A 26,566-nucleotide genomic window follows, 5' to 3' on the forward strand; every position below is an offset into this window, starting at 1 on the left:
GTCTTTCAAGCTTATTTTTAATGAGGTATAAAACCAACCAAAATATTACTAGCCCTAGGAAAAACAACTCAGGAGTGTTCACATTTTATAACTAATTCCAGTCACTATTAAATCAGATGGAAGTAGAGTATACTGAGAGGCATTGGAAGTTGTTAGCTGAAAAGAGAGATAGGGCTTTACGTATTCTCTCTAGATTACGTATGTTGGGACAAGAAGGTTTTACATATGGTTCCGTTGCAAGAGGAGACGTTCATGAGGATAGTGATATAGACGTGGTTGTGTTTTCGCCAGACATCTTGAAACTTGACTTGTTAAATGCCGACCACAAGTTCATTGTTCAAGCTACACCTTTTTCGACTCCAAAAGCTTATATTTCTTTAGACCCTGATGAGAAAGAGGTTATCTCTTTTCCGTTATCTAAAATGTCCAGAAAGGAAGTAGAGTTTTATTATTTTGGTGGGCTGGTTTCCGCCCAAGATATCGAAAAAGGTATAAGAATTTCAGGAGTAAACAAGAAGCTAATGATAATTATCCCTACGGAGAATGGTCACATTGAAATACCTCTCAAGGGCAATGAGGATTATGCAGCAAAAGTTTTGAAGAACGTATCTTATGACACGATTTTAGAACGTGAGAGACTATTGACTAAAAGAGAAGATAGGGGTCACTCAGGTGTATTTCTTAAATACGAACTGGACAGAGATGAGAGTTTTGAGAACGCTATCAGAAATTTATATAAGAATAACAAATATTTCCGTAGAGCTATTGATGTTAAGAGGTAAGGTAGGAAATCGGCTAGAGATAGAAAGTAAAGACGTCAGACCTACACACATTAAGGAATTAAAAACATTTTTAGTGCTTATTAATGGGAAATTTTTAGGTAAAGCTTACTACTTTTCTGGTAGGGGTTATTACACCCCTTGGTTAGAGATAGATTACGACCCGTGGTTGAGAAATGAAGGACTAGAAGACGAATTTTTCTCCTTTGTGTATCATTTCTTGCCACCTGGTGGGAAGTTTTTCGTGACCTATTTGAAAGACCCGGAAACCAGGGAGATGCTAATTCAGGGATATAATCCTGCAGATACCCCACTGGGTTTCTCCCTCATCAAAGCGGGTTTTACTTGGTTTAAGGACTGGTATTTTCCTGAAGGTGGTAACGAAGGAATTCCTAAATTACAGGCTAATAAGGCTTATAATGAAGAGGACGAAATGAGGGAGTTAAAGGAGCTATTAGGTGAAGTTAAAAGGGAGGATGTAAGGAAATATATTGAAGAGAGAATTGCTAAAGGGAAATCCTGACATAGGTGTTTATACGGCATTACCCAAAGGCTGTGAATTATGTAGACTAGGGGGTAAGCTTGTAGTTTATATAACTGGAAAGTGTGGTGATAACTGCTATTATTGTCCAGTCAGTAACGAAAGGTTCGGTAAAGACGTAATGTATGCTAATGAGGCAAAAGTAGAGACACTACGTGATTTCATATATGAAGCTTACAGAATGAACGCCTTAGGGGCTGGGATCACTGGAGGGGATCCAATATTAGCACTCAACCGAGTGGTAAGATTGATCAGAATGCTAAAAGATGAGTTTTCTTCAGTCTTTCACGTTCATCTTTACACTAGTGGTAGGTATGTAACTTACGACGTTTTAAGAGAGTTGCAAGCAGTAGGTTTAGATGAGATAAGATTTCACCCAGTTAAAGATGAGTACTTTAAAGCTATAGAGAAGGCTTTAAAGTTCGATTTCGATGTGGGAATAGAAGTTCCCTCGCTACCTCATGAAAAGGATTATCTAGAAAAAATTATTAAGTGGGGTACTGAGAAGGGAGTTAAATTTATCAATATTAATGAATTGGAGCTTACGGAGAGGAATTTTCAACCCCTTAACGTTCAAGGGTACAAGGTTAACCACGGTCTCACGGGGGTAAAGGAGAGTGCTGAAGTAGCATTATCACTACTCAGAAGATACGAGACGTGTAATTTAGCACTACATTACTGTAGTTCCGTCTATAAAGACGTTGTGGAGACTAGAACCAGATTTTTGCGGATAATCAGGTATTCCTCCAAACCTTACGAGCAGGGGACTCCAGAGGGAACAGTAGTAAGGGCTATTGTCAGGAGTAATATGGATTTGTCGGATTACGGAGAGAAGATAAGTGATGGTATATGGGCTATTTCTCCTGAGTTCTCCAACCTTTTTTCGGAGGTATTATTGGTAGAAGAACATCCAGACCAGAGGAGATTAAGAATATCAGAAAAGTTAGTTTATCCTAAATCTGAGTAATGCAACTATTCCAGTAAGGTTTTTCACTTGATAATAAATAGTTGAATCCTTTGGTACGATCATCACTCTTCCTCTTTTCCTTTCGACATCTTCCAATACAGGCTCTATTTCTTCTCTCGTATCAGCTGATAGGTAATCTTCGATTACAAGCAACGTGTCTACTGCACCGTACTCTACAGCTTTTTTAACATCGTCTTTCCCGTAAGCTATAAGACCAGTGTCTTTCGACAGATTTTCCATGATCTTTTCCATAACTTTTACCTCTTCTGCTAGTTCGTAATCTCTATAGACTTGGTTAATAACATCTCTTCTCAGGATCTCGTTCAAGCCGTTTCTGGTGGCTGAAGATACGCTATCTATATAGACCTTTACGTTTTGTAAATGTTTTGCAACTATTTCCTTAAAAGGACCAGGGCCAGCCAATACCACTACGTTAGTTGAGAGAGAGTTTAGGTAGCTCCTTATCTCTTCAGCGACTTCTTTAGCGTTCTCTTCTATTATTCCTTCATTCTCTTTATTAGGTGATGGTAAACTTCTCTCTTGTAATATTCTAACCCCTTGAGCCATAGGTGTTGCTATTAAATACTCGTCGAAGTCCACTAATACAATAAGTAATTTCCCTTTTTTCTCAGCTTGTCTCTTTATTTTTTCTAATGAGAACTCAGACCACTTTTCCTTTATTATTATTATTTCGTCTCCTAGATCTAGGTTAATGGTGTGATGAGCCCCCTTTATTCCGAACCTCTCTGGCGCATTCAAGATTATTCCATGTATTCTGAGTCTTGACGTATATTGTTGAAATTCAGTATGTTCTACTTCAAGTTCTACTGTCATGGGTATCCTCCTACTATCCTTTCCTATGCTTACGTCTCTTGTAGTTCTTGCTATTACTATATCTCCTTTTTCAAGAATCAAGTGTAATATCCATAAGTCGTCCTCGTCTTCCACGTGTAATTTTATTAGGTTTTTCTTTTCGTCAATTTCTAAAATCCTCATTGCTAAATAAATTAGTGTGGAAGTTTGGTAATTATAACTAATGCGAACGAAGACGATCTTAACGAGATCTACGCAATAGAACTTGAGAGCTTTGAGAATCCTTATCCTTACTCTTTACTCAGGGCTTATTATTTTTTAGCAGACGACTTATTTTTAGTTGCAAAGGACGAGAAAGGTAAGGTATTGGGATATTCTTTAGGCGTGATTCAATACGGTTATAGAGGTCATGTGGTATCTATTGCAGTAAAAAAGACGGAAAGGAAAAGAGGGGTGGGCTCTATGCTTTTAATGCAACTAGAGTCGAAGTTTAGATTAAAAGGTTGCTCTCACTCGTATCTTGAAGTTAATTACGGAAATAAAGATGGAATTTCTTTCTATAACAAACTCGGATATAAAGTGGTAAAATTACAATTAAATTACTATGGTAGAAACCAACATGCATTTATTATGGTTAAAGATTTGCTAGATAGAATTGGATTTGAGTGATTGATTGCCTTTATAATACATGAGAAGTGGTATATAATTTATGATTAAAGACTTTTTCATACTTGATTTTTCATATGACGTAATTGACAATATACCAGTCATCTTTATCTGGGCAATTGACACTGAAGGACAAAGGACTGTTCTTCTAGAGAAAAATTTCAGATCGTATTTCTATGTGGTTGTTGATGAAAAAGAAGTAGACTATATTGTAGAGGAAATAAAAAAGCTTAGTAAGTCTGGATCACCAATAACTGATATAATTCCAATCAAAGGAAAGAAATTATTTGGACAACCCGTTACTGTATTAAGAATAGAAACACTGATACCCGCTTACGTTAGAATATATAGGGATGAAGTTCTTAAAGTTAAAGGAGTAAAGCAAGTGTTAGAGGCTGATATAAGATTTTACATGAGGTACTCAATAGATAAGGACATAAAGCCATTCCATTGGATTAAAGCTGAGGTAGAGGAGGTAGGAAATACTAACTTCAGGGTTAATAAGGTCTATGAAATCAAGAACATAAAAGAACAATACGTAGGTTCCATACCGAAGCTTAGAAAGCTTTCTTTTAGCATTCAAGTGTATTCTAAACAAGGCTCTCCTAATCCCAGAAAAGACCCTATAGTAGTAATTGCAGTTAAAACAGACGATAGTGCGAAGCAGTTCGTGGCTTCCGATTCTGACGATAAACAAATAATTAAGGAGTTTGTTGCTTTCTTTCAGGATTATGATCCCGACATTGTTTATGGCTTTAACACTAACTCGTTTGATTTACAGTATCTTTTGGAGAGGGCTCATTCTAAGGGCTTAAAGCTAGATGTTGGTAGAAGGGTTAATGGGGAACCCTCACAAGGTGTTTACGGGCACTATTCGATGACTGGAAGATTAAACGTGGACTTGGCTGGCTTCGTGAACTCTGTATCAGAGGTAAAAATCAAGACGTTGGAGAACATATGTGATTACTTGGGGATTGTCAAAAAAGAAGATAGAGTTAACTTAGAGTGGTATGAGATACCTAAGATGTGGGAAGATAAGGATAAGAAAAACAAGGTGATTCAATATGTAGCGGATAATGCAAGGTCTGTATATCTTCTTGGCGAATCCTTCCTACCTTTTGCAATAGAGTTAACGAGGATTACTGGACTTCCACTAGACCAGCTATCTATGGCGAGTGTAGGTTACAGAGTGGAGTGGCTATTAATGAGAGAGTCAAATAAGTACAACGAGCTCATACCGAATAAGGAAGAGAGAACTGGCGAAAGTTATGAAGGAGGGCTAGTTATATCACCTATTCAAGGAATTCATGAAAACGTAATAGTCCTCGACTTTTCATCAATGTATCCCTCTGTAATGATCAAATATAATGTAGGTCCCGACACGTTAGTTAAGGGTGAATGTAATGATTGTTGGGTCTCGCCCATAGGTCATAAATTTAGAAAGGAACCACCTGGTCTATACAAATTCGTACTGGAGAATTTGGTAAAGGAGAGGAGGGAGATTAAATCTAAGTTGAAAGAAACGAAGGACGAATATGAAAAACGATTGCTAGACGAAAGACAAAAGGCGTTGAAAGTAATGGCAAATGCTTTTTACGGTTATATGGGATGGATTAACGCAAGATGGTACAGCAGAGAAGGTGCTGAGGCTGTAACGGCATGGGGGAGGAGTATAATAAGTGATGCTGCTAAGATCGCTACGGAGCACGGGTTCAAAGTAATTTACGGTGATACGGACTCTATATTCATAAAAGGAAACGGGGATATAAACAAGCTCCAAGAAATGATCTCTCAGAGGTTCGGTATAGAAATTAAGGTGGATAAAGTATACAGAAGAGTCCTCTTTACAGAGAGTAAAAAAAGATATGCAGGAATAACAGAAGACGGAAGGATTGACATTGTAGGGTTTGAAGCTATCAGAGGAGATTGGTGTGAGTTGGCTAGAGAAGTGCAAAGGAATGTAATAGAAATCATACTCAGGACAGGGAAGGTTGATGATGCTGTTAGATACGTACGGAAGACTGTTCTTTCCCTAAGACGTGGAGAGTTCAAGATAGAAGATCTCATAATTTGGAAAGGCTTGGATAAAGATGTTAATGAGTACGCAATTACAGCTCCTCACGTAGTTGCAGCAAAGAAGGCAATTAAAGCAGGATACTTGGTGACTAAGGGAAGTAAGATAGGTTACGTTATTGTTAAAGGTACTAATAAACTTTCGGAAAGGGCTGAACCTTATTTCCTTGTGAAGGATAACTCTAGAATTGATATTTCGTACTACGTAGATAATCAAATAATTCCATCAGCTATGCACGTGTTAAAAGTATTTGGTATAAAAGAAGATTCTCTTAAAAGTGGCGGTACGGACATATTAAGCTTCTTTAAGAAATAGACGGTGTCCTAGGATATAACATCAGAGATACTCAATAATTCAAGGTTTTTAGGTCTCTTTGAAATACCTCCTATCCTCGCTCCTATCAACATACTTATATTTTTGGAGGAAGCTAAGTCTACCAATCTTTGTGTTATTACTCCATCAAACACGATATATTTGATCCTGTTGTCGTTTGTATTCTCCAGTTTTTGGACTATATCTCTAACCTGGATTTTTTCTATTATGTTCCAGTTCTCGTCATAAAGTATACCTTCTAACGTACCAGGCAGTTTCTTTATTTCTTCAACTACATTAGGCGGAATGTTTATGGTTATTTGTTGTTGTCCTGACTTTTGAATCTGTTCTTCTTTAATACTTACGTTAGTTACAGACACTTGTTTAGTCTCTGGAGCTATCGCGTCTCTTATGGCTTGCTGAGCCTCTTGTTGCTTCTTTAAGTATTGAGATACTGTCATCATGTTAGAAAGTGCTTTAGCTATCTCCTTTCCAGTTAGTTCTTCGACTTCTTTTCCTGCTGGAGCTCTAGCGACGTAATCAAGTTTTATGTTGCTCATCATTAATTGCTTAAGTATTAAGTCTCCTCCGTGATCACCGTCTAAGAAAGCTATTACTGTTTTCTTTTGTTTTGCTAGGTCTATTACGCTTTGAGGGATCTTACCAGTAGCTCCTTCAATTGCAATGGTATTTCTATACCCGTATTTGAGTAAATTTATTACATCGGCTCTTCCTTCAACTATTATGAGTTCTGGATCCTTTTCTACATCTGGGCCTGCGGGCAATTTTTCGGGACCATACTCTATTATTTCTCCGGTCTTTACGGCTGAAGATATTTCATAAATAACTTCTCTTATGTCAAGTGTTCTTACCTTAGACCAATTAGATAAAATTTCCTTTGCTCTGTCGATTATCCTCTTTATCTTTTCCTCTCTTATATCTTGAATTTCTACTAACTGGAATTTTGCATTATAGGGTCCCACTTTATCTACGTTTTCGACCATAGCAGCTATTAGTGCAGTTTCAATTCGATCTAAGTTAGAAGGAATTATTATTGTTCCTTCGCTTCTACCTTTAGTAGTATTTATCTCAACTGATATTCTACCTAATCTACCTTTATCTTGTAATTCTCTCAAGTCGAAGTCCTCTCCAAATAAATTCTCGGTTTGTCCAAAAACTGCTCCTATAACGTCAGGCTTATCTACAATACCCTCTACTTCAAATTTAAGGACTATGTTATATTTCATTTTTTCACACCTTCTATTTATCTACTTACACTTTTTTCAAGATCTGAGATAAGGGATTCGTATTTGGTCTTCGAGTAGAGACTTTTTCTAATTGGATCTAGGATCTCATTTAGTCTTCTCGCTGTTGCAAGCTTTAAGTCTAATGGATGTAATTTGCCTTCAGCGAAAGTTCTTTCTAGTTCTTCATAAGTCTTAAACTCTATATCTCCACCATACTTTACATCCCTTTCCACTTTCAAGGTGGCTCCCTTGTTCGCAAATATGATGTACTTATTAATTTGTAGAACTGGATTATCTTCTATAACTCCTTTAGGACAATACGCACTTCTCAGTTTAGCTTCCACTAGCTCGGGTGGGTCATGAACAAAAATCGCAGTTTCTGGTTTGGACTTACTCATCTTTATAGAAGCTAAATAGTCGTCTTCATCCATCCCTTGAACGTTCATTCTTTGACCTCCTTGAAGTCCTACTAATAAAGGAGTGTGAATTGCTACTATCTTCTTCTTGCCCAATTTATCAGCTACATCTCTGGCAAGCATGTGAGCCTTTCTCTGGTCAGTTCCTCCTAGGGCTATATCTAGGTCTTGGTAGAAAATGTCAGCAACTTGCATAGCCGGATAAATTAATTTTGAAGTGTCAAGCTCAGCTTCTTCAGCTTTTCTTCCCATTATTGTAAGAGCTCTCTTCATCCTCGCAAGGCTCGTACTCTTAGCTACTTTAATTACTAGAGCCCAATAATTCGGGTCTTTCACGAATTCTTCAGCATAAACAACTTTTACTTTACTCACGTCTACTCCGTAAGAGTTTAACACCTCTATTGCGTATTCCCCGGCTAAGCGAATTTTCTCTAAATCTCCTCCTAGCTTGTCATTTATCCATGCGTGCCACGTGGCAACTAATATTGATATATCAACGCCTGCTTCGATTAAGTCCTTAACCTTCTGTGCCCATATTAACCAACCTATGTGGAACAGCCCACTAGGTTCAAAGCCTATATATCCCTTTAATCTGTTTCCTTCTTCCAGTTTTTTCTTTAGTTCTTCTAGTGTTACTATTTCTTCCGTATTTCTCCTTATTAGATTTAGCTTTTCGTCTACGTTCAAAGTAAGCATCCCCAAAATAAAGAGACTAAAATAAAATAAAAAATCCTATTCTTCAGTGAGTTGCTTAAGGAATAGAACGACCGGATGAGTCTTGCCCAATTTTTCAACTAAATCGTTGATTATGAAATTGAGATCTATGTCGTTTTCTATCACTTTTTCGATAAGAGCCTCTGTAAACTTATAATAATTAAAGAATTCCCTTTCATTAACCGAGTCTTCTCCCTCATCAAAAAGCCTGAAGTTGTCAATTGTTTTCTCGCTTTCTTTTATCTTTCTCATTAGAGAAGTAAGATATTCGTCCACAACTTTTTCAATACATAAAGAAGTAGTACATAACTCCACTTTATCGATTATTGTTAAGGGCGATGGTGGCATAACTAGAGCCCGAATAATATTGTAAAAATCAACTAAAAAAGCTATTATTCTCCCATCACTTTAACGAGAACTGTTCGAGTTCTTGGCCCATCGAACTCTAATAAGATTATCCTTTGCCAAGTTCCGAGATCCAACGTTCCTCCAGTAATTGGTACTACTCTTGAATTTCCTATTATAGAAGATATCACGTGAGCATGTCCGTTATTATCGATTATATTATGCCTGAATTCCCCCTCTGGAGGAACCAACTTTTTAGCCCATTCTATGTAATCACTCATTAATCCCCTCTCGGCTTCATTAATAGTTATTGCACAAGTTGTGTGTTTTACTATAACATAGGCTATACCTTCATTCACACCTTTTATACTCTCTTGAACTAGGTCTGTTATATCTATACTTTCAAAACGACTCTTGGTCTTTACCTGAAACTCCTTTGAAAGTATTTTCATATGCTTAATATTGCAATTCCTTTTTTATATTATATGGACTTAGAAGGTATCGCTAGGAGATTATATCCTAATATAGAAGAAATGAGAAAGAAGATTATAGAGGAAATTGAGTTTTACAAAGGGAAAGATTATCAACTCAAAGAGCAGTTAACAGATGCTATAATAGAAGAAGTTAAAAAGTCTATAATTGCATCAAAAATAGAACCACTTCTTTCCTACCCGGTAACCGGTCTCAAGGCTGGTGAGGCGGGATTAGGCTCTAGGGGGAAAGGTGACCATATAATTCATGAAAAGATCCTGAGTTTAAGTGGCTTAAATAAATTCGAAGATGCTAGAGTTAACAAGAACGTAGTAGTCTCGATCGATGGAATACATTCCCGATTAGCATACTTCCCCTTTTTAGCAGGTTTTCACGCTACAAGAGCAGCATTAAGGGACGTTATGGTAAAAGGTGCAGAACCGATAGGAGTTCTGGTTGATATACATTTGTCTGACGACAGTGATTTGGGAATGTTATTGGATTTTGAGGCTGGAGTAATGTCGGTTACGGAGTTTTTAGGTATTCCTATTCTTGCGGGTAGTACGTTAAGGATCGGAGGAGATTTAGTTATAGGGGAAAGGATCAGTGGAGGTATAGGAGCCGTGGGTTTATTGAAGAAGGTCTTCTTTAGCAGGGATAAGATCGAAGAGGGCGACTATATAGTCATGACCGAGGGAAACGGAGGAGGTACTATAACTACTACTGCAATTTATAATGGTTTTTATGATGTAGTGAGGGAGACCTTATCTCTCGTAGACTTAGTTACATGTAGAGTAATTAGTGAAGAATCTATCGTCAACAAGGTTCACAGTGCTACTGACATTACTAACGGTGGAATACGTGCCACGGCTTACGAGTTGCCTGAAAACTTGGGTATTGAACTTGAAAAAGAGGTTTTTATCTCGCTTATAAACCCCAAAGTTTACGAGATGCTAAACTCTTTGGGAATAGACCCTTTAGGTTTATCCATAGATTCTATTGCGATTTTCACTAAAGAGCCTGACGTGATACTGAAAAAACTTACTGAGTCTGGTATAAGAGCTGGTATAATTGGTCGTATAGTGAGGGCCGATAAGGGCAAGCTTGTCGACGAAAGGGGAAACCGATTAGAAATGGGATTTAGAGAGTCCCCCTATACTTCGATTAAAAAAATTATAGGAAATAAGACAAGTTACAGCGAGGAATTAATTAGACATAGGTTGAATGATGCGTTAAAACTCGTAAAGGAGAAGAAAGAAAATGTATTGAAAACTTTAAAAGCAAGTTAGTAATTAGGTGTATAAGCTGATGCTAATGTCGGAACAACAGCAGTTTAAATATATCGTTAGGCTTTTCGGGCAAGACGTAGATGGTACTATGAAGGTTCCTTACGCTCTTGCAATGGTTAAAGGGATAGGCTATAACACCGCAAGAGCTATTGTTAGTAAATTAGGTCTTGACAAGGACAGAAGGTTAGGAGAACTTTCTGACGAGGATATAAAGAAGATAGAGAATTATTTGACTAATAAGAAAATCCCTGAGTTACCTACATGGTTGTATAACAGAAGGAGGGATTATGAAGAAGGTGTAGATTTACATTTAGTTACTTCTGATTTGATATTTTATGTTAGGAACGATATAGAGAGGGAGAAAAAGATTAGAAGCTGGAGAGGAGTAAGGCATTCTCTAGGACTTAAGGTTAGAGGGCAGAGAACAAGGACTACGGGTAGAACTGGAACTACTGTAGGTGTGAGAAGGTCAAAGGCTGCTCAGCCTCAAGCTCAAGCTCAGCCTAAAGCACAATCTTCCGGTGGTGGGGGTTCTTCAGGTGGTGGACAAGCTAAGAAGTGAGGTGGAATAGATGGGAGATCCAAGAAAAAGCAGAAGGAAGTGGGCAGGTCCGGGTCATCCTTGGATAAAGGTAAATCTAGATAGAGAACAAGTTCTAATAGGTAAGTACGGTCTAAGAAACAAGAGGGAGTTATGGTTAGCACAGACGATAATAAGAAACTTTAGACATCAGGCGAGGTCTTTATTGGGTTTACCCCCAGCTGAAAGGGCTGTAAGAGAGAAACAGTTAATTGCAAAGTTATACAGAATGGGAATATTAGATAAAGAAAATGCCACAGTTGACGACGTATTGAGCTTAACAGAAGAGAGTTATCTGGAAAGAAGATTGCAGACAATAGTTTACAGAAAAGGTTTAGCTAGGACAATATATCAAGCTAGACAGCTTATAGTCCACGGTCATATAGCACTAGGTGGTAAGAGAGTTACGTCTCCCGGTTACATAGTTCAAAGAGGTGAAGAGGATATGATAGATTACTATCCTACTTCACCGTTTAAACAGTATCCACCAACACAAACTTCTGGAGGTGAGGTAAATGTCCAGCAGGCGTGAAATTAGGTGGGGTCAAGCAAGGATTTATGCATCACAAAATAACACAATAATAACGATAACCGACCTTACTGGGGCGGAGATAATATCTAAAGCATCTGGTGGCACTGTAGTAAAGGCCGATAGAGAAAAGCCATCACCTTATGCAGCTATGTTAGCTGCTAACAAGGCGGCAAGTGATGCATTCGAAAAGGGAATTTCTGCAATTCACATAAAAGTAAGGGCACCGGGTGGTTATGGCTCTAAAACACCCGGACCCGGAGCACAACCAGCTATAAGAGCGTTAGCTAGGGCTGGATTCATAATAGGAAGGATAGAAGATGTAACGCCTTTACCCCACGATACTATAAGGAGACCAGGCGGAAGAAGAGGAAGAAGAGTATAAAAAGGAGACTACGAGTGTTTTACTATGTCTATTTCAGTACTTCGTAAAGATAATCTTTCTTTGTCATTAATAGTCTCAGAGTATCCTCTAGAGTTTGTAAATTCCATACGCAGAGCTTCAATGCTGTTTGTACCCACAATGGCTGTAGATGAAGTATATTTTATAGAGAATAACAGCCCCCTTTACGATGAGATTTTAGCACACAGGTTAGCTATGATCCCATTTACATCTGACGAGGCTTTAGAACATTATCGTCCACCTGAAGAATGTGTGGACTGCAAGGAAAATTGTGATGGATGTTATTCTAGAGTATATTTACAAGTTGAAGTTAATGACCAAGGCTCTATGATGGTATATTCTAAAGACCTCAAATCCGAGGATCCCGCAGTAGTTCCTATAAACGACGCGATTCCTATAGTTCTGTTAGGTCCGAAGCAGAGGATATCACTTGAAGCTAAACTTAGGCTTGGATACGGTAAAGAACACATTAAGTATAGTCCGGTTTCAGTTGCTATCCTGAGGTATTATCCTAAGGTTGAAGTCTTGGATAATTGTGAAAAAGCAGTAGAAGTTTGTCCGGAAAGAGTATTCTTGACAAAGGACGGCAGGGTTGTAGTATCAAATGAGCTTGCTTGTACCTTATGTGAAGAGTGTCTTAAGTATTGTAGGGGGAAAATAGAAGTATCAGCAGTAGAAGGAAAGTACATACTTGAGATCGAGTCAACCGGCAGTTTGAAGCCAGAGAGAATTTTAATAGAGGCAAGTAAAAGCTTAATACGCAAATTAAATGAATTAAAGGGCAAGTTAGGGGTTGTATGAAAATGGCAAGCACAAACGTTATGCTAAGAAAGCTTATATACACTCTCGAAAAGCAAAAGAAGAACCTTTGGTTAGCTGTAGCTGAAGAACTCAAAGCTCCTAGTAGAAAAAGAGCTTACATTAACTTATATAAAATAAATAAGCACACGAAACCTAATGATATTGTGGTAGTACCTGGTAAAGTATTAGGTATAGGTTCACTCGATCATCCAGTTACTGTTGTAGCATTGTCCTTTTCTAAGTCAGCCAAAGAAAAAATTGAGAAAAGTGGGGGTAAAGTTATGAGTTTATATAAGGCAGTTCAGGAGTTAAAAGACTTTAAAGGTAAAACCGTGAGGTTGATGAAGCAATGAGTGAACAAGTTCAGAAGACCCAAAATGAAGTAATAGTTAATGCAGAGAACCAGATTCTAGGAAGAATGGCAACTCATATTGTGAAACTCCTTAAAGAAGGAAAGAAGGTAATAGTAGTTAATGCAGAAAAGGCAGTAATAAGCGGTCCTAGATCTAGAGTTATACAAGGTTACAGTCTCTTGTTCACTGTTAGGACTATGCAGAACCCTGCAAAGAACGGTATAAGAAGACCTAGAAACCCTGTAAATATAGTGAAGAGGACTGTAAGGGGTATGTTACCTAAGAACAGAATGGGTAGGCAATACTATAAGAACCTAATTGTATATATAGGCGTTCCTAAGGAGTATGAAGGTAAGCAGACGATTAGGTTCGAGGATGCTGATGTGAGCAGATTAAAGGGTAAATATATAACTGTAGCAGAATTATCTAAAGCCATAGGAGGTTATGTAAATGGCTGAGCAACAAAAGACCGTTATAATTACGTCGGCAAGAAGAAAAATGGCAAGAGCTAGGTGCTATCTAACTTCAGGTAAAGGTAGAGTCTACATTAACGATACCCCCTTGGAAATCCTACCGATAGAGGTAGTTAGAATGAAAATAATGGAGCCTTTGATGCTAGCAGGACAAAATATAGCATCCTCGATCGATGCCAGAATATATACTAGCAGCGGAGGAGTAATGGGGCAAGCGGATGCTGCTAGGATGGCTTTAGCTAGAGCTCTAGTTAAGTTTACTGGGAGCAAAGAGCTTGAGCAGATATATAAAGCCTATGATAGAACTATGTTAGCTGGCGATCCAAGGCAGACTGAGTCAGAAAAGTGGATGAGGTATAGTGCGAGAAGGTGGAGGCAGAAGGCATATAGGTGAAATCTTATGATTATTCCAATTAGATGTTTTACATGTGGCTCCGTAATTGCTGATAAGTGGGAGCCCTTTGTAACTCGAATATCGGCAGGAGAGGAACCGGGAAAAGTGTTAGATAGTTTAGGAGTGAAAAGATATTGTTGCAGGAGAATGCTTTTATCCCATGTAGATATAATTAGGGAAGTTATACATTACACCAGGCCGATTTGAGGTGGAGAAAATGAGTGAACAAGAAAAAGGTGGTCAATTATCTGAGGAGGAGAAGGCAGAACTTCAGAAAACAGAGAAAGGTCAATTAATCGAGCTATTAGTGCCTCTAGATATGTATCTATCGTCTGGAGTTCACATAGGGACGCATACGTGCACGGCTTACATGGAGAGATTTATCTATAGAGTTAGACCGGAAGGTCTTTACGTGCTAGATGTCAGGAAGATCGACGAAAGGTTAAGGATAGCAGCTAAATTCCTTGCTAAGTTTTCACCTCAAGGTATATTAGCCGTAGCGTCGAGACCTTACGCATATACTCCTACTCAGAAGTTTGCCCAAATAGTTAGAGGTAAAGCTATAGTAGGTAGATTCCCGCCAGGCACTTTAACTAATCCATACTTATCTAACTATATAGAGCCAGAAGTTTTGGTTGTAACAGACCCGAGAACTGATTTGCAAGCTATTAAAGAAGCTTCAAAGGTGGGCATTCCTATTGTGGCCTTCTCAGATACGGATGCGAAGGTAGACTTCATAGACGTGGTTATACCTGCAAATAACAAGGGTAGGAAGTCGCTAGCATTACTTTATTGGGCTTTGGCTAGGCAAGTATTAAGAGAGAGGAAGGAGATACCAGCTGACGGTGATATACCAGCAAGGGTCGAAGACTTTGAGACGAGGCTGGCGGAATGATAAGAATACCAGCAGTTGCTGGTGCATTTTATGACGCAGATCCCGAGAAACTAAAGGAACAGATTAAGGAATGTTTTTTACATCCTTTGGGCCCTGGAGAATTACCCTCAATTCCTAAAGAAAAACCTCAGAGAAGAGATAATTTGTTTTTCATAGTCCCACATGCAGGTTACATGTACAGTGGACCGGTTGCAGCCCATTCCTATTACTATTTAGCACAAGAGGGTAAACCGGACACAGTCATTATACTAGGCCCCAATCACACGGGCTTAGGTTCTTTTGTATCAGTTTGGCTTAAGGGAAAGTGGAGGACTCCTTTGGGTGAAGTTGAAATAGATGAGGATATTGCTATGGAATTAGTGAGGCTAACGGGTATTGTTGATATAGATGAGAAGGCCCATTTGTACGAGCATTCTGTGGAAGTTCAGGTTCCTTTTCTCCAATATTTGTTCGGTTCAGAATTTAAAATAGTTCCGATAGTTATAATGATGCAAACACCCGATGTTGCGGAAATGTTAGCAGATGGTATATACAAGATTATGAAGATATATGAGAAAAAGAAGGATATTGTAGTGATTGCAAGTAGTGACCTGAATCACTATGAGCCCCATGATAAGACGATCGAAAAGGACAATATGGCAATAACTGAAATCGAGAAACTTGATTATAAAGGTCTTTTCAAAGTCGTCGAAGAGAAAGACGTTACTGCTTGTGGTTATGGGCCGATAATGACTGTGTTATTACTGGCCAAAAAATTCGGTAAGAAACCGTATGTGTTGAAACACGCAACTTCCGGTGATACTTCTGGGGATAAATCAGCAGTAGTAGGTTACTTATCAGTGAGGTTCGGTGATTAGTCTTCCTATACCCCTTTTCGGAATACCCCTTAAGGGTATAAATAATCCTATCCTAGTTGTGTTCTCTGAATTTGACGTGAACGTAACAAAAGACGGTAAGATGAAACTACCAGAGAAATTTTACGATTTATTCGAAGAGGCTACAGGGTTTAAGTGTAATATATCCTTAGCATTTGATAAACATGTTCCCTACTCTTCCTCATACATATACTTGTCGGACTTGTATTTTAGAAGGAGTGTAAAAGAATGTGAGATACCGATATCAGAGGAAGAGATACAAGACACGTTATTAATGATAGACGACGCGCTTTTTGACTCGGAACTGATCAGAGCTCTTAGGTATGCGTTTAAGGTAGGTGTTCCCGTTCTGTATAGAGATGAAGAGGAGCCCATAAGGCTATCGTTACCTAACTTCACCTCTACTTATCTCTTCAGTTATCCCGTAGACCTTTCCTCTGTGCGTTATATAGATAACTCTTTAGTTCATCTAATAGGGATGATTCCATTAGATTTTGTAGAGACCAGAGATCTTAATTTACTATATGTAGAGAACGGTTTGTGGGAGTCTCTATATGGAATTCCATTTGTAACCAGAAAGGATTGGAAATTAATATGGGATTTAAATTATGTTACAGCAATAGAGGTAAGGGGTGCCTAAGATTACAATCAGTAATAGAAAAATAGAACACGTTGAGATCTGCCTTTATGAGAAAGTTGAAGGATACACTTCTACACTACTGGAAAACGTGAGGCTAGTTCATCAATCATTGCCTGGTTTCTCGCTCTCTGATGTGGATACGTCAGTAATGTTTTTGAAAAAGAGGATGTCAGCACCAATAATCGTCACTGGAATGACCGGAGGAACCCCAGAGTTGGGGAGGCTAAACGGGCTCATTGCCGAGGTTGTTGAGGAGTTCGGCTTAGGAATGGGAGTTGGAAGTCAGAGAATAGCTATCGAGAAGAAGGAAACTAGAGAGACTTTCTCTATCGCAAGAAAACTGGCACCAAGTGCCCCTATTATTGCTAATATTGGGGCTCCTCAACTGATGAAAGGTTATGGTATAAAGGAAATAGAGGAAGCTGTCAATATGATAGAGGCTGACGCAATAGCGATACATCTTAACCCTGCACAAGAGGTTTTTCAACCTGAGGGAGAGCCCGACTATTCTATGGAAATTCTACATAAATTAAAGGATATTTCACATAATTTAGGAGTTCCGGTAATAATAAAAGAGACTGGTTCTGGGCTTTCAATGGAAGTTGTATCGTTATTTTACTCTAACGGTTTTAGGTATTTCGATGTGTCAGGACAGGGAGGTACAAGTTGGATTTCTGTCGAAATGTTCAGAGGTGAGAGAAAAAACAACTGGAAGACTGAAAGTGCTAGGCTTTTTTCCGATTGGGGGAATCCTACAGCTGCATCAATTGTAGAGACCAGAATTAGCGCTCCAGACGCCTATATAATAGGTAGTGGGGGAATAAGAAACGGCCTGGATGTAGCTAAAGCAATAGCCTTAGGTGCAGATATAGGGGGATTTGCATTACCAGTACTGAAAGCTGTTATGAGCGGAAAGGATTCCTTGAGAGAATTTCTGAAAAAGACTATTTTTGAAATAAAGGCAGCAATGTTTCTAAGTGGCTCTAAGACAGTCTCTGATTTAGCTAAAGCTCCTCTAGTTATAACGGGTGAGCTAAAAGATTGGCTTGAGTCAAGAGGGATAAGCTTATCTACTTTAGAGAGTGTTAGAAAGAGAAGAACATGATTGATGCGTACTTCAACGAGATTCTGAAGGATGTTAACGCTACGATAGCTAATTACATTAAAGGCGATGTCAAAGAGTTATACGAAGCGTCCTACTATCTCTTTCAAGCTGGAGGAAAGAGATTAAGACCTTTAATGTTAGTCGCTTCTTCTGATCTCGTCGGTGGTGAAAGGAGACGAGCGATTTTAGCTGGCTCTGCCGTAGAAGTATTGCACACTTTCACGCTTATCCACGATGACATAATGGATCAGGACACGCTAAGAAGGGGGATGCCTACCGTTCATGTAAAATACGGAGTGCCTATGGCAATCCTTGCTGGAGACTTATTACACGCTAAGGCTTTTCAAATTCTTAATGATGCTCTCTCGGGAATGGAGTCAAATCTGATAACCAAAGCTTTCCGCATTTTCACCGACGCTATTCTGATAATCTCTGAGGGACAAGCCCTTGATATGCAATTCGAAGATAGAAAGAGCATAAGTGAAGGAGAATACCTAGATATGATTAACAGAAAGACCGCTAAACTGTTCTCAGCGTCTACAGCTCTAGGTGCATTGATAGGAAAGGCAACCGATAACGTTGTAAAGAAACTGGAAGACTTCGGGTTATTACTGGGAATATCATTTCAAATTGTTGATGATATACTAGGTCTTACAGCAAACGAAGAAGAATTGGGTAAACCATTATACAGTGACATTAGGGAGGGCAAGAAAACTATTCTTGTAATAAAGGCGTTAGAAATGGCTAGTGAGGAAGAAAAGCGAATAATTCTACAAAACTTGGGGAATAGGAACGCCTCTAAGGAGGAGTTAAAGCAAACTGCGGATATTATAAAGAAATACTCTCTGAATTATGCTTATGAATTAGCCGATAAATACTATAAACAAGCACTAGACAAATTAGATTCAATAGAATGGAAAAACGAATTAGCGGGAAAGGCTTTAAAATATATAGCTGAATTTACCGTAAAAAGGAGAAAGTAATGGAATACACAGAAAGGTCGTTTTTTCCGATAATACTTTCAATAGTAGTAGCTTTTCTAATTACCATTATATCAACTAAGTGGGTTATTGAGGAATCCAAAAAGAAGGGTTTTGTAGGAAAAGATATTAATAAACCTAATAAGAACGAGGTACCAGTTTTGGGAGGAATTGGAATAGTAGCGGGTTTCGTAGCAGGCTCTTTTACATACTTAGTTAGTGATATAGACTTTTCGAGCTCTGTTGCAGAAGTAGATAGGACAGTAGTTTCAGTATTAATATCCTCGCTGATTATAGGATTTTTAGGATTGGTAGATGATATATTTAATTTAAGGCAGTCTGTAAGGGCTTTCTTACCAGTTTTCGCCTCGATTCCATTAGCAATATACAGTATCGGGCACACAAAAATATCAATACCCTTTTTAGGAATAGTTAACTTCGGGGTTTTATTTTACGTGTTAATTCTACCGGCTACACTAACAATAACCTCAAACGCTTTCAACATGTTAGAGGGTCTTAATGGATTAGGTGCAGGAATGGGTCTTATAATGGCATCAGCATTAGCATATATCGGTCTCAGATCAAACGGTCCTTCTTTTCACTCAGGAGTATTGGCATTAATTATGGTATTTATACTTCTAGGGTTTCTTATCTTCAATATGTACCCGGCTAAAGTATTCCCGGGAAATATCGGAACTTATTTCATAGGCTCCGTAATCGGTTCAATAGGCATCGCGGGTTTTATGTATACGGCATTATTCTTCTTATACATACCATATGTGTTTGAATTCATACTCAAAGCTAGAACCAAATTTAAGGGAGTATCCTTTGGAAAAATTTCCCATGAAGGTTATTTATACTGGGACGGTGCACCTAATTCCCTTACGCATGTAGTTATGAAAATGGGAAAATTTAAGGAATATCAAGTGGTTGTAATATTATGGATTATTGAACTGGTATTTGCTATATTAGCAATAGTGTTTCAAACGACAGTGATCAGGATATGAAGTATTGCAGTTTGCTTAAGTGTTCTTTAACTCAATAGGTAGTTTAAGTTAATGATAATTTTTAGGGTGTTAAGTAAGTACCTTAGTCTATTAGAGCTCCATCAGAACAACTAATTTAAGTGTTTGTTCTGGCTGAGGATCGGAACTAAACTCTTTTATACTCTAAGGAAGATCATAATAATTGCCGGGGTCGCCTAGCATGGTAGGGCGGCGGCCTGCTAATTTGGTGAGTTGAAAGCCGCTGGGGTTACTCCCCGCGCGGGTTCAAGTCCCGCCCCCGGCGCTATTTTTGGGTTCTTTTGACTCATGATTTTTGACAATTATCAAAACTTTTTACTTACTTAAAGTAGATTATTTTATGCGTGCGGCTGTTCTCTTCAACTACAAGGAGCCGTTAACAATTCAAGATATTCAGATAGACGAACCTAAAGATAACGAGGTCTTAGTACAAATTACAGCTACCGGTATGTGTCATTCTGACGTTAATGTATTTGTAGGAGCTACCCCAGTCCCACCTCCAGTAGTGGCAGGTCATGAAATAACCGGAGTAGTCAAGAAAGTGGGAAGAGGTGTTACGAGGGTAAAGGAGGGTGATAGAGTAGTTTCAGCTTTCATTCACCCGTGCGGAAAATGCAGAAATTGTATATCAGGAAAGGAGAACCTCTGTGAAACACAAGCCTCAGTCAGGCTTAAGGGAGTCATGTTTGACGGCACTACGAGATTAAAGTTGAAGGACGGTAGAGAAGTTCACACATTCTTAGGTGGGGGTTTTGCCGAATATGCGATAGTTCATGAGAACGCGTTAACGGTTGTCCCTAACGATATACCTCTTGAAAAGGCGGCACCTCTCGGGTGTGCTGGAATAACTGCTTATGGTGCCGTAAATAACGCGAAAATCGAGCCCGGGGAGACAGTAGCTGTAGTTGGAGTTGGTGGCGTAGGTCTTTCAGTGATACAATTGCTGAAGGCAAGTGGAGCTGGAAGAATAATTGCATTAGGTACGAAGAAATGGAAGCTTGAAAAAGCCATGGAGTTAGGAGCTACTGATGTTATTAATACTAAAGAATCTGATCCAGTAAAGACCCTAAAACAGATTACGAACGGAGGACCTGATGTAGTTATTGAAGCTGCGGGGACTCAGGAGACTATTCAAATGGCTGTAGACGGAGTGAGGATAGGTGGAAGAGTTGTCTTAGTTGGACTACCTCCGGTTTCAGCACAAATTCCCTTAAGGATTGCTTCTATAGTTAGAGGTGGTATTATGATTATAGGTAATTACGGTGGTAGGCCTAGAGTAGATATGCCTAGGTTACTGGAGCTAGTAAGGTTAGGGAAGTATGATCCTAGCAAACTGGTAACTGGTAAGTTCAAGTTAGAAGAGATCAATGAAGCTGTGAAGGTATTAGAAGAGGGCGAAGCTATAAGGAGTTTAATTGTGCCATGACGATTTCCGCTGCTATTTTCGACCTTGATGGAACTCTTGCTAATACTGCCTTAATTCATAAAGAGGCATGGGAGATAGGGCTAAAAACGTTAGGAATTGTTACGAATGTAAAAATCGAATATTTGCTAGGGAGAAAGACGTCAGATATAGCTAAATTGCTTGCAGGTGAAAGATGGAAGGAACTAGTTGAAGTAAAAAATAAGGAGTATTTACAACTAGTAGAGACAAAAGCGGAAGCTACGAAATGCGCTAAACAAGTTATTTCTTATTTGATTCAAAAATCTGTTAAAATAGCTGTTGTTACTTCATCTAACAGAATCTCAGCTACGAAAGTCCTAAGTAAAATAGGCGTAAATTATGATGTTTTAGTCACGTCTGATGATGTAGTGAAAGGAAAACCTGATCCAGAGCCGATAGTAACCGCACTAAATAGTCTTGGTGTCATGCCACATGAAAGTATTGGAGTAGGGGATACTGAGGTAGATGTAGAGGCTTATTATAATTCACGGCTTTCTCGTATATTTCTCGTGAAGTCTGGCGTACCTTTTAGCGAGGAGAAGGTCAGGTCTAAAAACGCGATAATAATAGATTCTTTGTGTGAGCTGTTTGAGTTAATTTCTTAATCTTAACAGATAAATTAGTAGATGGTCGGGGAGGGTGGGGGGTCTAGCCAGCCCCTGTAACCCGCATGGCTTAATGCGGGCACCAGTAACTCCCATACCATAATACCTGTCACCTCCAGATCCTAGCCTAACGATGAGTGCCGCCCGATGGGGCGAGATAGTTGCGGGTCTTCCCTCCGGAGGGAGGGAAGATACCGCATTGACCGGGGGAATCGGCCAGGTCCGGAAGGGAGCAACCGTGCCCGGCTATCCGCGTTCATCGGTCACCGGCATGAGAAGGGCTAGGGAAAGTCTGGGGTGATAAGGGTTATGGTATGGGAGAGCCGACCGCTACAGCTTATTTTCCTTAACTATTTTATCTTTATTATTATTAGAAAAATAACAAATTATTTTGAATTAAACTTAGTTAATTTAAACTTAGGGGGGTTTTACATAGTTAATTTATAAAGTACAATCATTATAATGATAGGTGGAGTGACGTATATGGGTCTGAGGAATTTAGTTGTTGCACTTTTCCAGTTAGACAAGGATTGGACTACAAGAATAGTAATGGGAATGTTAGTAATGGGTGTAATATGGGGATTGTTAGGTGTAATAGACTCTTTAGCGGTTAGAATGCAAGAGACTATGTGGACTACTTACGGTCTGTTACCATTATCTCCACAAGAATACTACGCAAGCATAACATTACATGCTGAAAGGGATCTGTTCGGATTTGCACAACAAGTAATTTACGCAATCATCATATACTTTACAATCAAACTGTTAAACCTACAACCTAGAGCAAAGTGGCTGCTAAACTTGGCATTCATAGCGCTTAATATATCTATGATGTTCATGGAAGGCCCTATTTTATTAGTAAACCAACAAGGATTTGACAACTACTTCTCCGCTGGTTCTTGGTACTACTTATCTCCTATAGGTATACCCGGTTATTCTCTCTATGTAATTAGTCCGCTCTTTTTCATAGGATGGTTACTAAACGACGCATTCGTTTATCTTGCAGGAATATGGATCGTTTATCACTATTACCTTGCATCAAAGCAAAGTAAAGAGAAATTACCAGTTCCGCTAGTATTCTTCCTGATGATTATATTACTATTCATGATAGGTTACTCTGGGGTAACTGTAGCTAATGTTTGGGATATACTAGCGTTTGCTGGTCTTGTAGGCTTAAATGCAATTGCAAATCAAATTGCATTCTGGATATTTGGCCATGCTGTGGTTTACATGGCATGGCTTCCAGCAGTAGCTGCAATGTACCTATTAATACCTACACTAGCTAACAAGCCTTTATATAGCGATAGAATGGCCAGAGTGGCCGCAGTACTATACTTAATATTCTCTAACAACATCCCAATTCATCACTTATACATGGTTAACTTGCCGATTGTTCTTAAAGTACTTCAGGAGATATTAACTTATGCAGTAACTGTACCTACCTTTATGACATTCCTTAACCTCTTTGCTACTGTAAAGGGTGCTGATGTGAAGTGGAACGTGATAACTGCCTTTACAGTAACTGGCTGGGCTGGCTCGATATTTGCTGGTGTAACTGGAATCTCTAATGCTACAATTTCAGTTGACGCGATAATTCACAATACGGATTGGGTAGTAGGTCACTTCCATGCAATGATTTTGTTGGGTATAGTACCAGAGGCTATGGCAGTCCTATATTTTATGTTGCCAATGATGACCGGTAGGTCTTGGTATTCTATTAAAGCTGCATGGATTCATTTCTGGGGTTATTTAATAGGTTCAATATTGTTTATCATAGGCTTAGAACTTGAAGGTCTAGATGGCGTAGTAAGAAGAGCTGAGATAATACCCAGAGTCCCATACTTAACTGATGCTGTGAACTTAGCTACTGCTGGTGCTCTTATAGCTGAGTTAGCTACTTTAGTATGGTTCCTGAACCTCGTAATGACATTGGTTAAAGGAAAATTGTTGAGGGCTGAAGGCTTAGGCTTAGGTCAGCTGATCAACACTGTAGCAATGCAACTAGATTGGTCTAATACCGGCATAAGTTTAAAAAGTCTTGAAAATACATTAAATATGAGATTTATGAGAAAAGCTTTATCAACGTGGTGGGGTCTTGCACTATTAGGAGGAATATTGATCATAATAAGTGCTATACCCCTTCTGCTTGTCGGTGATGCATCAGAAGCATCTAACCCATTAGAATGGGCTTGGATTTCTTTATTAACACTTGGTGTCATTTTAGCTGGTGTCAGCTCATTAAAGGCAGCTAACACAGTTTAAAGGGAATAGTTACTTTTTTATTATATGAAGTTTATTTTAAAAGTTGTAAAAAATTGGGGTGATTGAATGGTTAGCAAAGAACAATACGAGTGGATTTGGACTGGATTTGCTATTGTGCTTCTCGCAATAGTTGTAGTTACCACGTTACCTCAAGTTTTTACAGTAGGTGGAGATGCAGCAGTAGTAACTCATGATATTCCGAGTAAAATTCATCCCTCTGTTGTTATTGCCACAACCATAAATGCAATGCAATACGTATTTACTGTTAGCGAGCACGGGGGCGGTATAAACTCTGAATTAGTATTACCTAATGGTTCAACATTACCGTTCTACTATAATCTAATGGTAGTTCATCCAGGTCAATATCTTAACATGACAATGTATGCGGTTACGGGTAAGACTGCAACGGAAAACATGTATATACCGGTATACAACGCTAAATATGTAGTTGATACCCAGATTGTCCCTGGCCTAACGCAGTATGCTGTGTGGTATGCTGCAAATGTTAGCGGATATCCAATAGCTTGTGGAGCGTATGCTTTTATGAGCGGAGAATATAACGGTCCTTGGTTCTCTTATCAGGTAGGTGAAATATTAGTGATTCCACAGTCTGGTTACGCTTCTCCAGCTGCAATCCAGAGGTATATCACAGCATCAAATACTGCTCATACCAGTGCTTTGGTTGGTGATCCTTATAATCCACCAATAATAGTTGAGAAATCTCCAAACCCTGTACTTACAGTTGTCTCTGATAAATATGCTGCATTTAACGACAGTATACCTGGGCCAACGTTTATAGTTAATGCAAATTCCACTGTAACAATGAACATAATAATTCCAACTCCATCTGGAGACCATAACTGGCTAAATAACTATTCAGTTACTGGTGTAGCTTCTCCCATTACGGACTTATACGTTGATGTGTATGCTGTATGGTGGAACGGTACTATAACTCCAGCTGCTACTCCTCAGAAGATACAGTACAATACTCCAATGACATTCACCTTCACTGCTAAGGCTCCAGCTTACGTATATGGAATAATTTATCCGGCATTCTATAATTACGATCTAGACGGAATGTCTAATTTACTTACTGGAGAAGATATGGGTTATGTTATGTCCTTATGGGGAACTGTTATTGTTGAGGGGTGAAATAAATGGTCAGTTTCTTTAAACTCTTAACTTTAGGATATGTCTTAGCTATAGCAGGGCTAGTATGGGAGATAACTGAAATAACTTTACATGCTGTTGCAGTGCCCTATGTATTGCCGTTTACTGTATCGGCGTTTATAGGGTTTATTGCCTACTATCTATTCGTTTACTTTGCTCCAGCAGATGAGAAAGAGTCTAAAGACTAAGGTAATATTTTTTCTCTGAAATTTTTCCTTATTCTTTGAATAACTTCTTTCTCTTCAATTTTCTTTAATTCGCTTATCTTTTTAATTGTTAAAGACACGTTACAAGGTTTATTCCTTACGTATTTTTCGGGACCGAGAAATGGGGAATCCGTTTCCGTCATTAGATAATCTAAGTCAATCTCTTTTACTATCTCTTGCCTGTATTTATCCCTTATTAGTACTGGAGGTACTGAAATAAGACCACCGAGATCAAGTATTCTTTTCGCGTCTCTAATGCTACCTTCATAAGCATGAATAACAAAACGAACCTTGTAAGATGGTAATAAGGTGAGCAAATCATTTATCCCTCCTCTGACGTGGATTATAGAAGTTTTTCTATGTTTTTCAGCTCTCTCTAGAAAGAGAGAAAGAACCTTAATTTGGTTCTTTCTTAATTCACTATCCTTTATCCAATAATAATCAAGACCTATTTCACTTATGATTTTAGCATTGTTTGTCAGCTCCAGGCATTTCTCTATCTCATTTTCCTTATCTTTAATGAATTCTGGATGGAAACCTACAGCAGCTATAACGTTCTTATATTTCTTTTCTAGTTCTAAACTTTTAAGATTACTTTCGAGATCTACTCCTGCATTTACAATTGTTATCTCACATTCATTTACTATCGCATCTCTATCCTGATCAAATTCCTTTGAGTCTATATGAGCATGGACATCGATGTACATAAATAGACATATATAGGAGCAATAAAAATGATTTATGAAAAAGAATGTATTATAAAGAATAAAGATATTACTTCCAAGGTTCCTTAAGTACTTGTATCTTTACTACGTTTTCGTTTTCGTCGTAGATCACTCTAACTAGATCTCCTTCTTTTATCTGGAATTTTTGTCTTATTTTAGCCGGTATTGTCACCTGATAGTTGCGTGAAACTTTAACTATTTCCTCTACACTCATTTGATTTACCTCCAATTTATCATATTAGTGCACTCAATTTAAAACTTTACTATAGTGATGAAAAGTCAGATTTAAATAAGATTATTAATATTACCACAAATAAGAGTAGAATTAGTTTTGTATAATAACTCTATTTTAATAATCTCTGACATAATTTATGAATAGAAAGTATATCTGTCTTGTATTATGAGAAAAATTTTATTATGAAAAAATATAAATACTTGCATGATAAGAATCATAAATTGTGATACAA

The 26,566-nt window shown here is 38.4% G+C and carries 32 protein-coding genes, 1 tRNA gene and 1 other RNA gene; 27 read left to right on the forward strand and 7 right to left on the reverse strand.

What is annotated here, in order from left to right; genetic code table 11:
• Nucleotides 1-116: 116 nt before the first annotated feature.
• From WIW72_RS09925 to WIW72_RS09935, 3 genes are read left to right on the forward strand one after another with little or no spacing between them, the layout of a single operon-like run.
• The gene (locus tag WIW72_RS09925) at nucleotides 117-782 is read left to right on the forward strand and encodes a nucleotidyltransferase domain-containing protein (RefSeq protein WP_337702462.1); all 666 of its coding nucleotides are present in this window, start codon (nucleotides 117-119) and stop codon (nucleotides 780-782) included.
• The gene (locus tag WIW72_RS09930) at nucleotides 769-1,302 is read left to right on the forward strand and encodes a DUF1122 family protein (RefSeq protein WP_337702460.1); all 534 of its coding nucleotides are present in this window, start codon (nucleotides 769-771) and stop codon (nucleotides 1,300-1,302) included. The genes WIW72_RS09925 and WIW72_RS09930 overlap by 14 nt, the downstream gene beginning before the upstream one ends.
• A complete protein-coding gene (locus WIW72_RS09935; RefSeq protein ID WP_443294969.1) occupies nucleotides 1,271-2,287 on the forward strand; it encodes a radical SAM protein in 1,017 nt (338 codons plus the stop codon). The genes WIW72_RS09930 and WIW72_RS09935 overlap by 32 nt, the downstream gene beginning before the upstream one ends.
• Here the strand turns inward: WIW72_RS09935 and WIW72_RS09940 are convergent.
• Nucleotides 2,264-3,283 (reverse strand): mRNA surveillance protein pelota, encoded by a 1,020-nt coding sequence (locus WIW72_RS09940; RefSeq protein WP_337721424.1) that lies wholly within the window; start codon nucleotides 3,281-3,283, stop codon nucleotides 2,264-2,266. The genes WIW72_RS09935 and WIW72_RS09940 overlap by 24 nt on opposite strands.
• Before the next feature lie 24 nt (nucleotides 3,284-3,307).
• Here WIW72_RS09940 and WIW72_RS09945 point away from each other — a divergent pair, with 24 nt between their 5' ends.
• On the forward strand, nucleotides 3,308-3,769 hold the full coding sequence (locus WIW72_RS09945) for an N-acetyltransferase (RefSeq protein ID WP_337719714.1): 462 nt from the start codon (nucleotides 3,308-3,310) through the stop codon (nucleotides 3,767-3,769).
• Nucleotides 3,770-3,809: 40 nt separating this feature from the next.
• On the forward strand, nucleotides 3,810-6,155 hold the full coding sequence (locus WIW72_RS09950; protein ID WP_337721425.1) for a DNA-directed DNA polymerase: 2,346 nt from the start codon (nucleotides 3,810-3,812) through the stop codon (nucleotides 6,153-6,155).
• Nucleotides 6,156-6,163: 8 nt separating this feature from the next.
• Here WIW72_RS09950 and dnaG read toward each other — a convergent pair whose 3' ends face one another.
• From dnaG to WIW72_RS09970, 4 genes are read right to left on the reverse strand one after another with little or no spacing between them, the layout of a single operon-like run.
• Complete coding sequence (gene dnaG / locus WIW72_RS09955) at nucleotides 6,164-7,399, reverse strand: DNA primase DnaG (RefSeq protein WP_337702452.1); 1,236 nt, start codon at nucleotides 7,397-7,399, stop codon at nucleotides 6,164-6,166.
• A 17-nt stretch (nucleotides 7,400-7,416) separates the two neighbouring features.
• Nucleotides 7,417-8,502 carry a tyrosine--tRNA ligase gene (locus WIW72_RS09960; RefSeq protein WP_337702480.1) on the reverse strand — a complete coding sequence of 362 codons (1,086 nt, stop codon included), beginning with the start codon at nucleotides 8,500-8,502 and terminating at the stop codon, nucleotides 7,417-7,419.
• Nucleotides 8,503-8,547: 45 nt separating this feature from the next.
• Nucleotides 8,548-8,877: a hypothetical protein gene (locus tag WIW72_RS09965; protein ID WP_337702450.1), complete on the reverse strand. Its 330-nt coding sequence runs from the start codon at nucleotides 8,875-8,877 to the stop codon at nucleotides 8,548-8,550.
• Nucleotides 8,878-8,921: 44 nt separating this feature from the next.
• Nucleotides 8,922-9,326, reverse strand: a complete 405-nt coding sequence (locus WIW72_RS09970) for a secondary thiamine-phosphate synthase enzyme YjbQ (RefSeq protein ID WP_337702448.1) — start codon at nucleotides 9,324-9,326, stop codon at nucleotides 8,922-8,924.
• Nucleotides 9,327-9,359: 33 nt separating this feature from the next.
• Between WIW72_RS09970 and WIW72_RS09975 the strand changes: the two genes are divergently transcribed.
• The 22 genes from WIW72_RS09975 to WIW72_RS10080 all read left to right on the forward strand — a co-directional run bounded on the left by WIW72_RS09975 (nucleotide 9,360) and on the right by WIW72_RS10080 (nucleotide 25,356).
• Entirely contained in the window at nucleotides 9,360-10,634 is a 1,275-nt protein-coding gene (locus WIW72_RS09975) for an AIR synthase-related protein (RefSeq protein WP_337702446.1), read from the forward strand.
• Nucleotides 10,635-10,659: 25 nt separating this feature from the next.
• Nucleotides 10,660-11,196 (forward strand): 30S ribosomal protein S13, encoded by a 537-nt coding sequence (locus WIW72_RS09980; protein ID WP_337702478.1) that lies wholly within the window; start codon nucleotides 10,660-10,662, stop codon nucleotides 11,194-11,196.
• A gap of 10 nt (nucleotides 11,197-11,206) precedes the next feature.
• A complete protein-coding gene (locus tag WIW72_RS09985; RefSeq protein ID WP_337702444.1) occupies nucleotides 11,207-11,746 on the forward strand; it encodes a 30S ribosomal protein S4 in 540 nt (179 codons plus the stop codon).
• The gene (locus WIW72_RS09990) at nucleotides 11,730-12,128 is read left to right on the forward strand and encodes a 30S ribosomal protein S11 (protein ID WP_337702442.1); all 399 of its coding nucleotides are present in this window, start codon (nucleotides 11,730-11,732) and stop codon (nucleotides 12,126-12,128) included. Before WIW72_RS09985 ends, WIW72_RS09990 begins: the two co-directional genes overlap by 17 nt.
• Nucleotides 12,129-12,152: 24 nt before the next feature.
• Nucleotides 12,153-12,947 (forward strand): DNA-directed RNA polymerase subunit D, encoded by a 795-nt coding sequence (locus WIW72_RS09995; protein WP_337702440.1) that lies wholly within the window; start codon nucleotides 12,153-12,155, stop codon nucleotides 12,945-12,947.
• A complete protein-coding gene (locus tag WIW72_RS10000; RefSeq protein ID WP_156007664.1) occupies nucleotides 12,944-13,300 on the forward strand; it encodes a 50S ribosomal protein L18e in 357 nt (118 codons plus the stop codon). The genes WIW72_RS09995 and WIW72_RS10000 overlap by 4 nt, the downstream gene beginning before the upstream one ends.
• Complete coding sequence (locus WIW72_RS10005; protein WP_337702438.1) at nucleotides 13,297-13,758, forward strand: 50S ribosomal protein L13; 462 nt, start codon at nucleotides 13,297-13,299, stop codon at nucleotides 13,756-13,758. The genes WIW72_RS10000 and WIW72_RS10005 overlap by 4 nt, the downstream gene beginning before the upstream one ends.
• Complete coding sequence (locus tag WIW72_RS10010; RefSeq protein ID WP_337721426.1) at nucleotides 13,751-14,167, forward strand: 30S ribosomal protein S9; 417 nt, start codon at nucleotides 13,751-13,753, stop codon at nucleotides 14,165-14,167. Before WIW72_RS10005 ends, WIW72_RS10010 begins: the two co-directional genes overlap by 8 nt.
• 6 nt (nucleotides 14,168-14,173) lie before the next feature.
• Nucleotides 14,174-14,374 (forward strand): DNA-directed RNA polymerase subunit N, encoded by a 201-nt coding sequence (locus WIW72_RS10015; RefSeq protein ID WP_337702434.1) that lies wholly within the window; start codon nucleotides 14,174-14,176, stop codon nucleotides 14,372-14,374.
• A gap of 10 nt (nucleotides 14,375-14,384) precedes the next feature.
• The gene (gene rpsB / locus WIW72_RS10020) at nucleotides 14,385-15,062 is read left to right on the forward strand and encodes a 30S ribosomal protein S2 (RefSeq protein ID WP_337702432.1); all 678 of its coding nucleotides are present in this window, start codon (nucleotides 14,385-14,387) and stop codon (nucleotides 15,060-15,062) included.
• The gene (amrB, locus tag WIW72_RS10025; RefSeq protein WP_337702430.1) at nucleotides 15,059-15,919 is read left to right on the forward strand and encodes an AmmeMemoRadiSam system protein B; all 861 of its coding nucleotides are present in this window, start codon (nucleotides 15,059-15,061) and stop codon (nucleotides 15,917-15,919) included. The genes rpsB and amrB overlap by 4 nt, the downstream gene beginning before the upstream one ends.
• Nucleotides 15,912-16,577 (forward strand): hypothetical protein, encoded by a 666-nt coding sequence (locus tag WIW72_RS10030; protein WP_337702428.1) that lies wholly within the window; start codon nucleotides 15,912-15,914, stop codon nucleotides 16,575-16,577. The genes amrB and WIW72_RS10030 overlap by 8 nt, the downstream gene beginning before the upstream one ends.
• A gap of 1 nt (nucleotide 16,578) precedes the next feature.
• A complete protein-coding gene (fni, locus tag WIW72_RS10035; protein ID WP_443294978.1) occupies nucleotides 16,579-17,682 on the forward strand; it encodes a type 2 isopentenyl-diphosphate Delta-isomerase in 1,104 nt (367 codons plus the stop codon).
• The gene (gene gds / locus WIW72_RS10040; protein ID WP_337702424.1) at nucleotides 17,679-18,665 is read left to right on the forward strand and encodes a geranylgeranyl diphosphate synthase; all 987 of its coding nucleotides are present in this window, start codon (nucleotides 17,679-17,681) and stop codon (nucleotides 18,663-18,665) included. The genes fni and gds overlap by 4 nt, the downstream gene beginning before the upstream one ends.
• Nucleotides 18,665-19,669, forward strand: coding sequence for an MraY family glycosyltransferase (locus WIW72_RS10045; RefSeq protein WP_337702422.1), 1,005 nt, complete (start codon nucleotides 18,665-18,667; stop codon nucleotides 19,667-19,669). Before gds ends, WIW72_RS10045 begins: the two co-directional genes overlap by 1 nt.
• A 183-nt stretch (nucleotides 19,670-19,852) precedes the next feature.
• A tRNA-Ser gene (locus WIW72_RS10050) sits at nucleotides 19,853-19,952 on the forward strand.
• A 75-nt stretch (nucleotides 19,953-20,027) separates the two neighbouring features.
• Nucleotides 20,028-21,113, forward strand: a complete 1,086-nt coding sequence (locus WIW72_RS10055) for a zinc-binding dehydrogenase (RefSeq protein ID WP_337702420.1) — start codon at nucleotides 20,028-20,030, stop codon at nucleotides 21,111-21,113.
• Nucleotides 21,110-21,736 carry an HAD family hydrolase gene (locus WIW72_RS10060; protein ID WP_337702418.1) on the forward strand — a complete coding sequence of 209 codons (627 nt, stop codon included), beginning with the start codon at nucleotides 21,110-21,112 and terminating at the stop codon, nucleotides 21,734-21,736. The genes WIW72_RS10055 and WIW72_RS10060 overlap by 4 nt, the downstream gene beginning before the upstream one ends.
• Nucleotides 21,737-21,758: 22 nt before the next feature.
• Nucleotides 21,759-22,066: signal recognition particle sRNA (gene ffs / locus WIW72_RS10065), an RNA gene on the forward strand.
• Nucleotides 22,067-22,219: 153 nt separating this feature from the next.
• Complete coding sequence (locus WIW72_RS10070) at nucleotides 22,220-23,998, forward strand: cbb3-type cytochrome c oxidase subunit I (RefSeq protein WP_337702416.1); 1,779 nt, start codon at nucleotides 22,220-22,222, stop codon at nucleotides 23,996-23,998.
• Nucleotides 23,999-24,064: 66 nt separating this feature from the next.
• Nucleotides 24,065-25,150: an oxidase gene (locus WIW72_RS10075; RefSeq protein ID WP_337702414.1), complete on the forward strand. Its 1,086-nt coding sequence runs from the start codon at nucleotides 24,065-24,067 to the stop codon at nucleotides 25,148-25,150.
• A 5-nt stretch (nucleotides 25,151-25,155) separates the two neighbouring features.
• Nucleotides 25,156-25,356 carry a hypothetical protein gene (locus WIW72_RS10080; protein WP_337702412.1) on the forward strand — a complete coding sequence of 67 codons (201 nt, stop codon included), beginning with the start codon at nucleotides 25,156-25,158 and terminating at the stop codon, nucleotides 25,354-25,356.
• On the opposite strand, the gene WIW72_RS10085 is transcribed toward WIW72_RS10080, so the two are convergent.
• Together WIW72_RS10085 and WIW72_RS10090 are read right to left on the reverse strand one after the other, a co-directional pair.
• A complete protein-coding gene (locus WIW72_RS10085; protein WP_337702410.1) occupies nucleotides 25,353-26,081 on the reverse strand; it encodes a TatD family hydrolase in 729 nt (242 codons plus the stop codon). The two genes, WIW72_RS10080 and WIW72_RS10085, sit on opposite strands and share 4 nt — an antisense overlap.
• A gap of 67 nt (nucleotides 26,082-26,148) precedes the next feature.
• The gene (locus WIW72_RS10090; RefSeq protein ID WP_156007680.1) at nucleotides 26,149-26,313 is read right to left on the reverse strand and encodes an AbrB/MazE/SpoVT family DNA-binding domain-containing protein; all 165 of its coding nucleotides are present in this window, start codon (nucleotides 26,311-26,313) and stop codon (nucleotides 26,149-26,151) included.
• Nucleotides 26,314-26,566: the final 253 nt, after the last annotated feature.

Origin of the sequence: Stygiolobus sp. CP859M (assembly GCF_037389975.1) — an archaeon.
Lineage (GTDB): Archaea > Thermoproteota > Thermoprotei_A > Sulfolobales > Sulfolobaceae > Stygiolobus.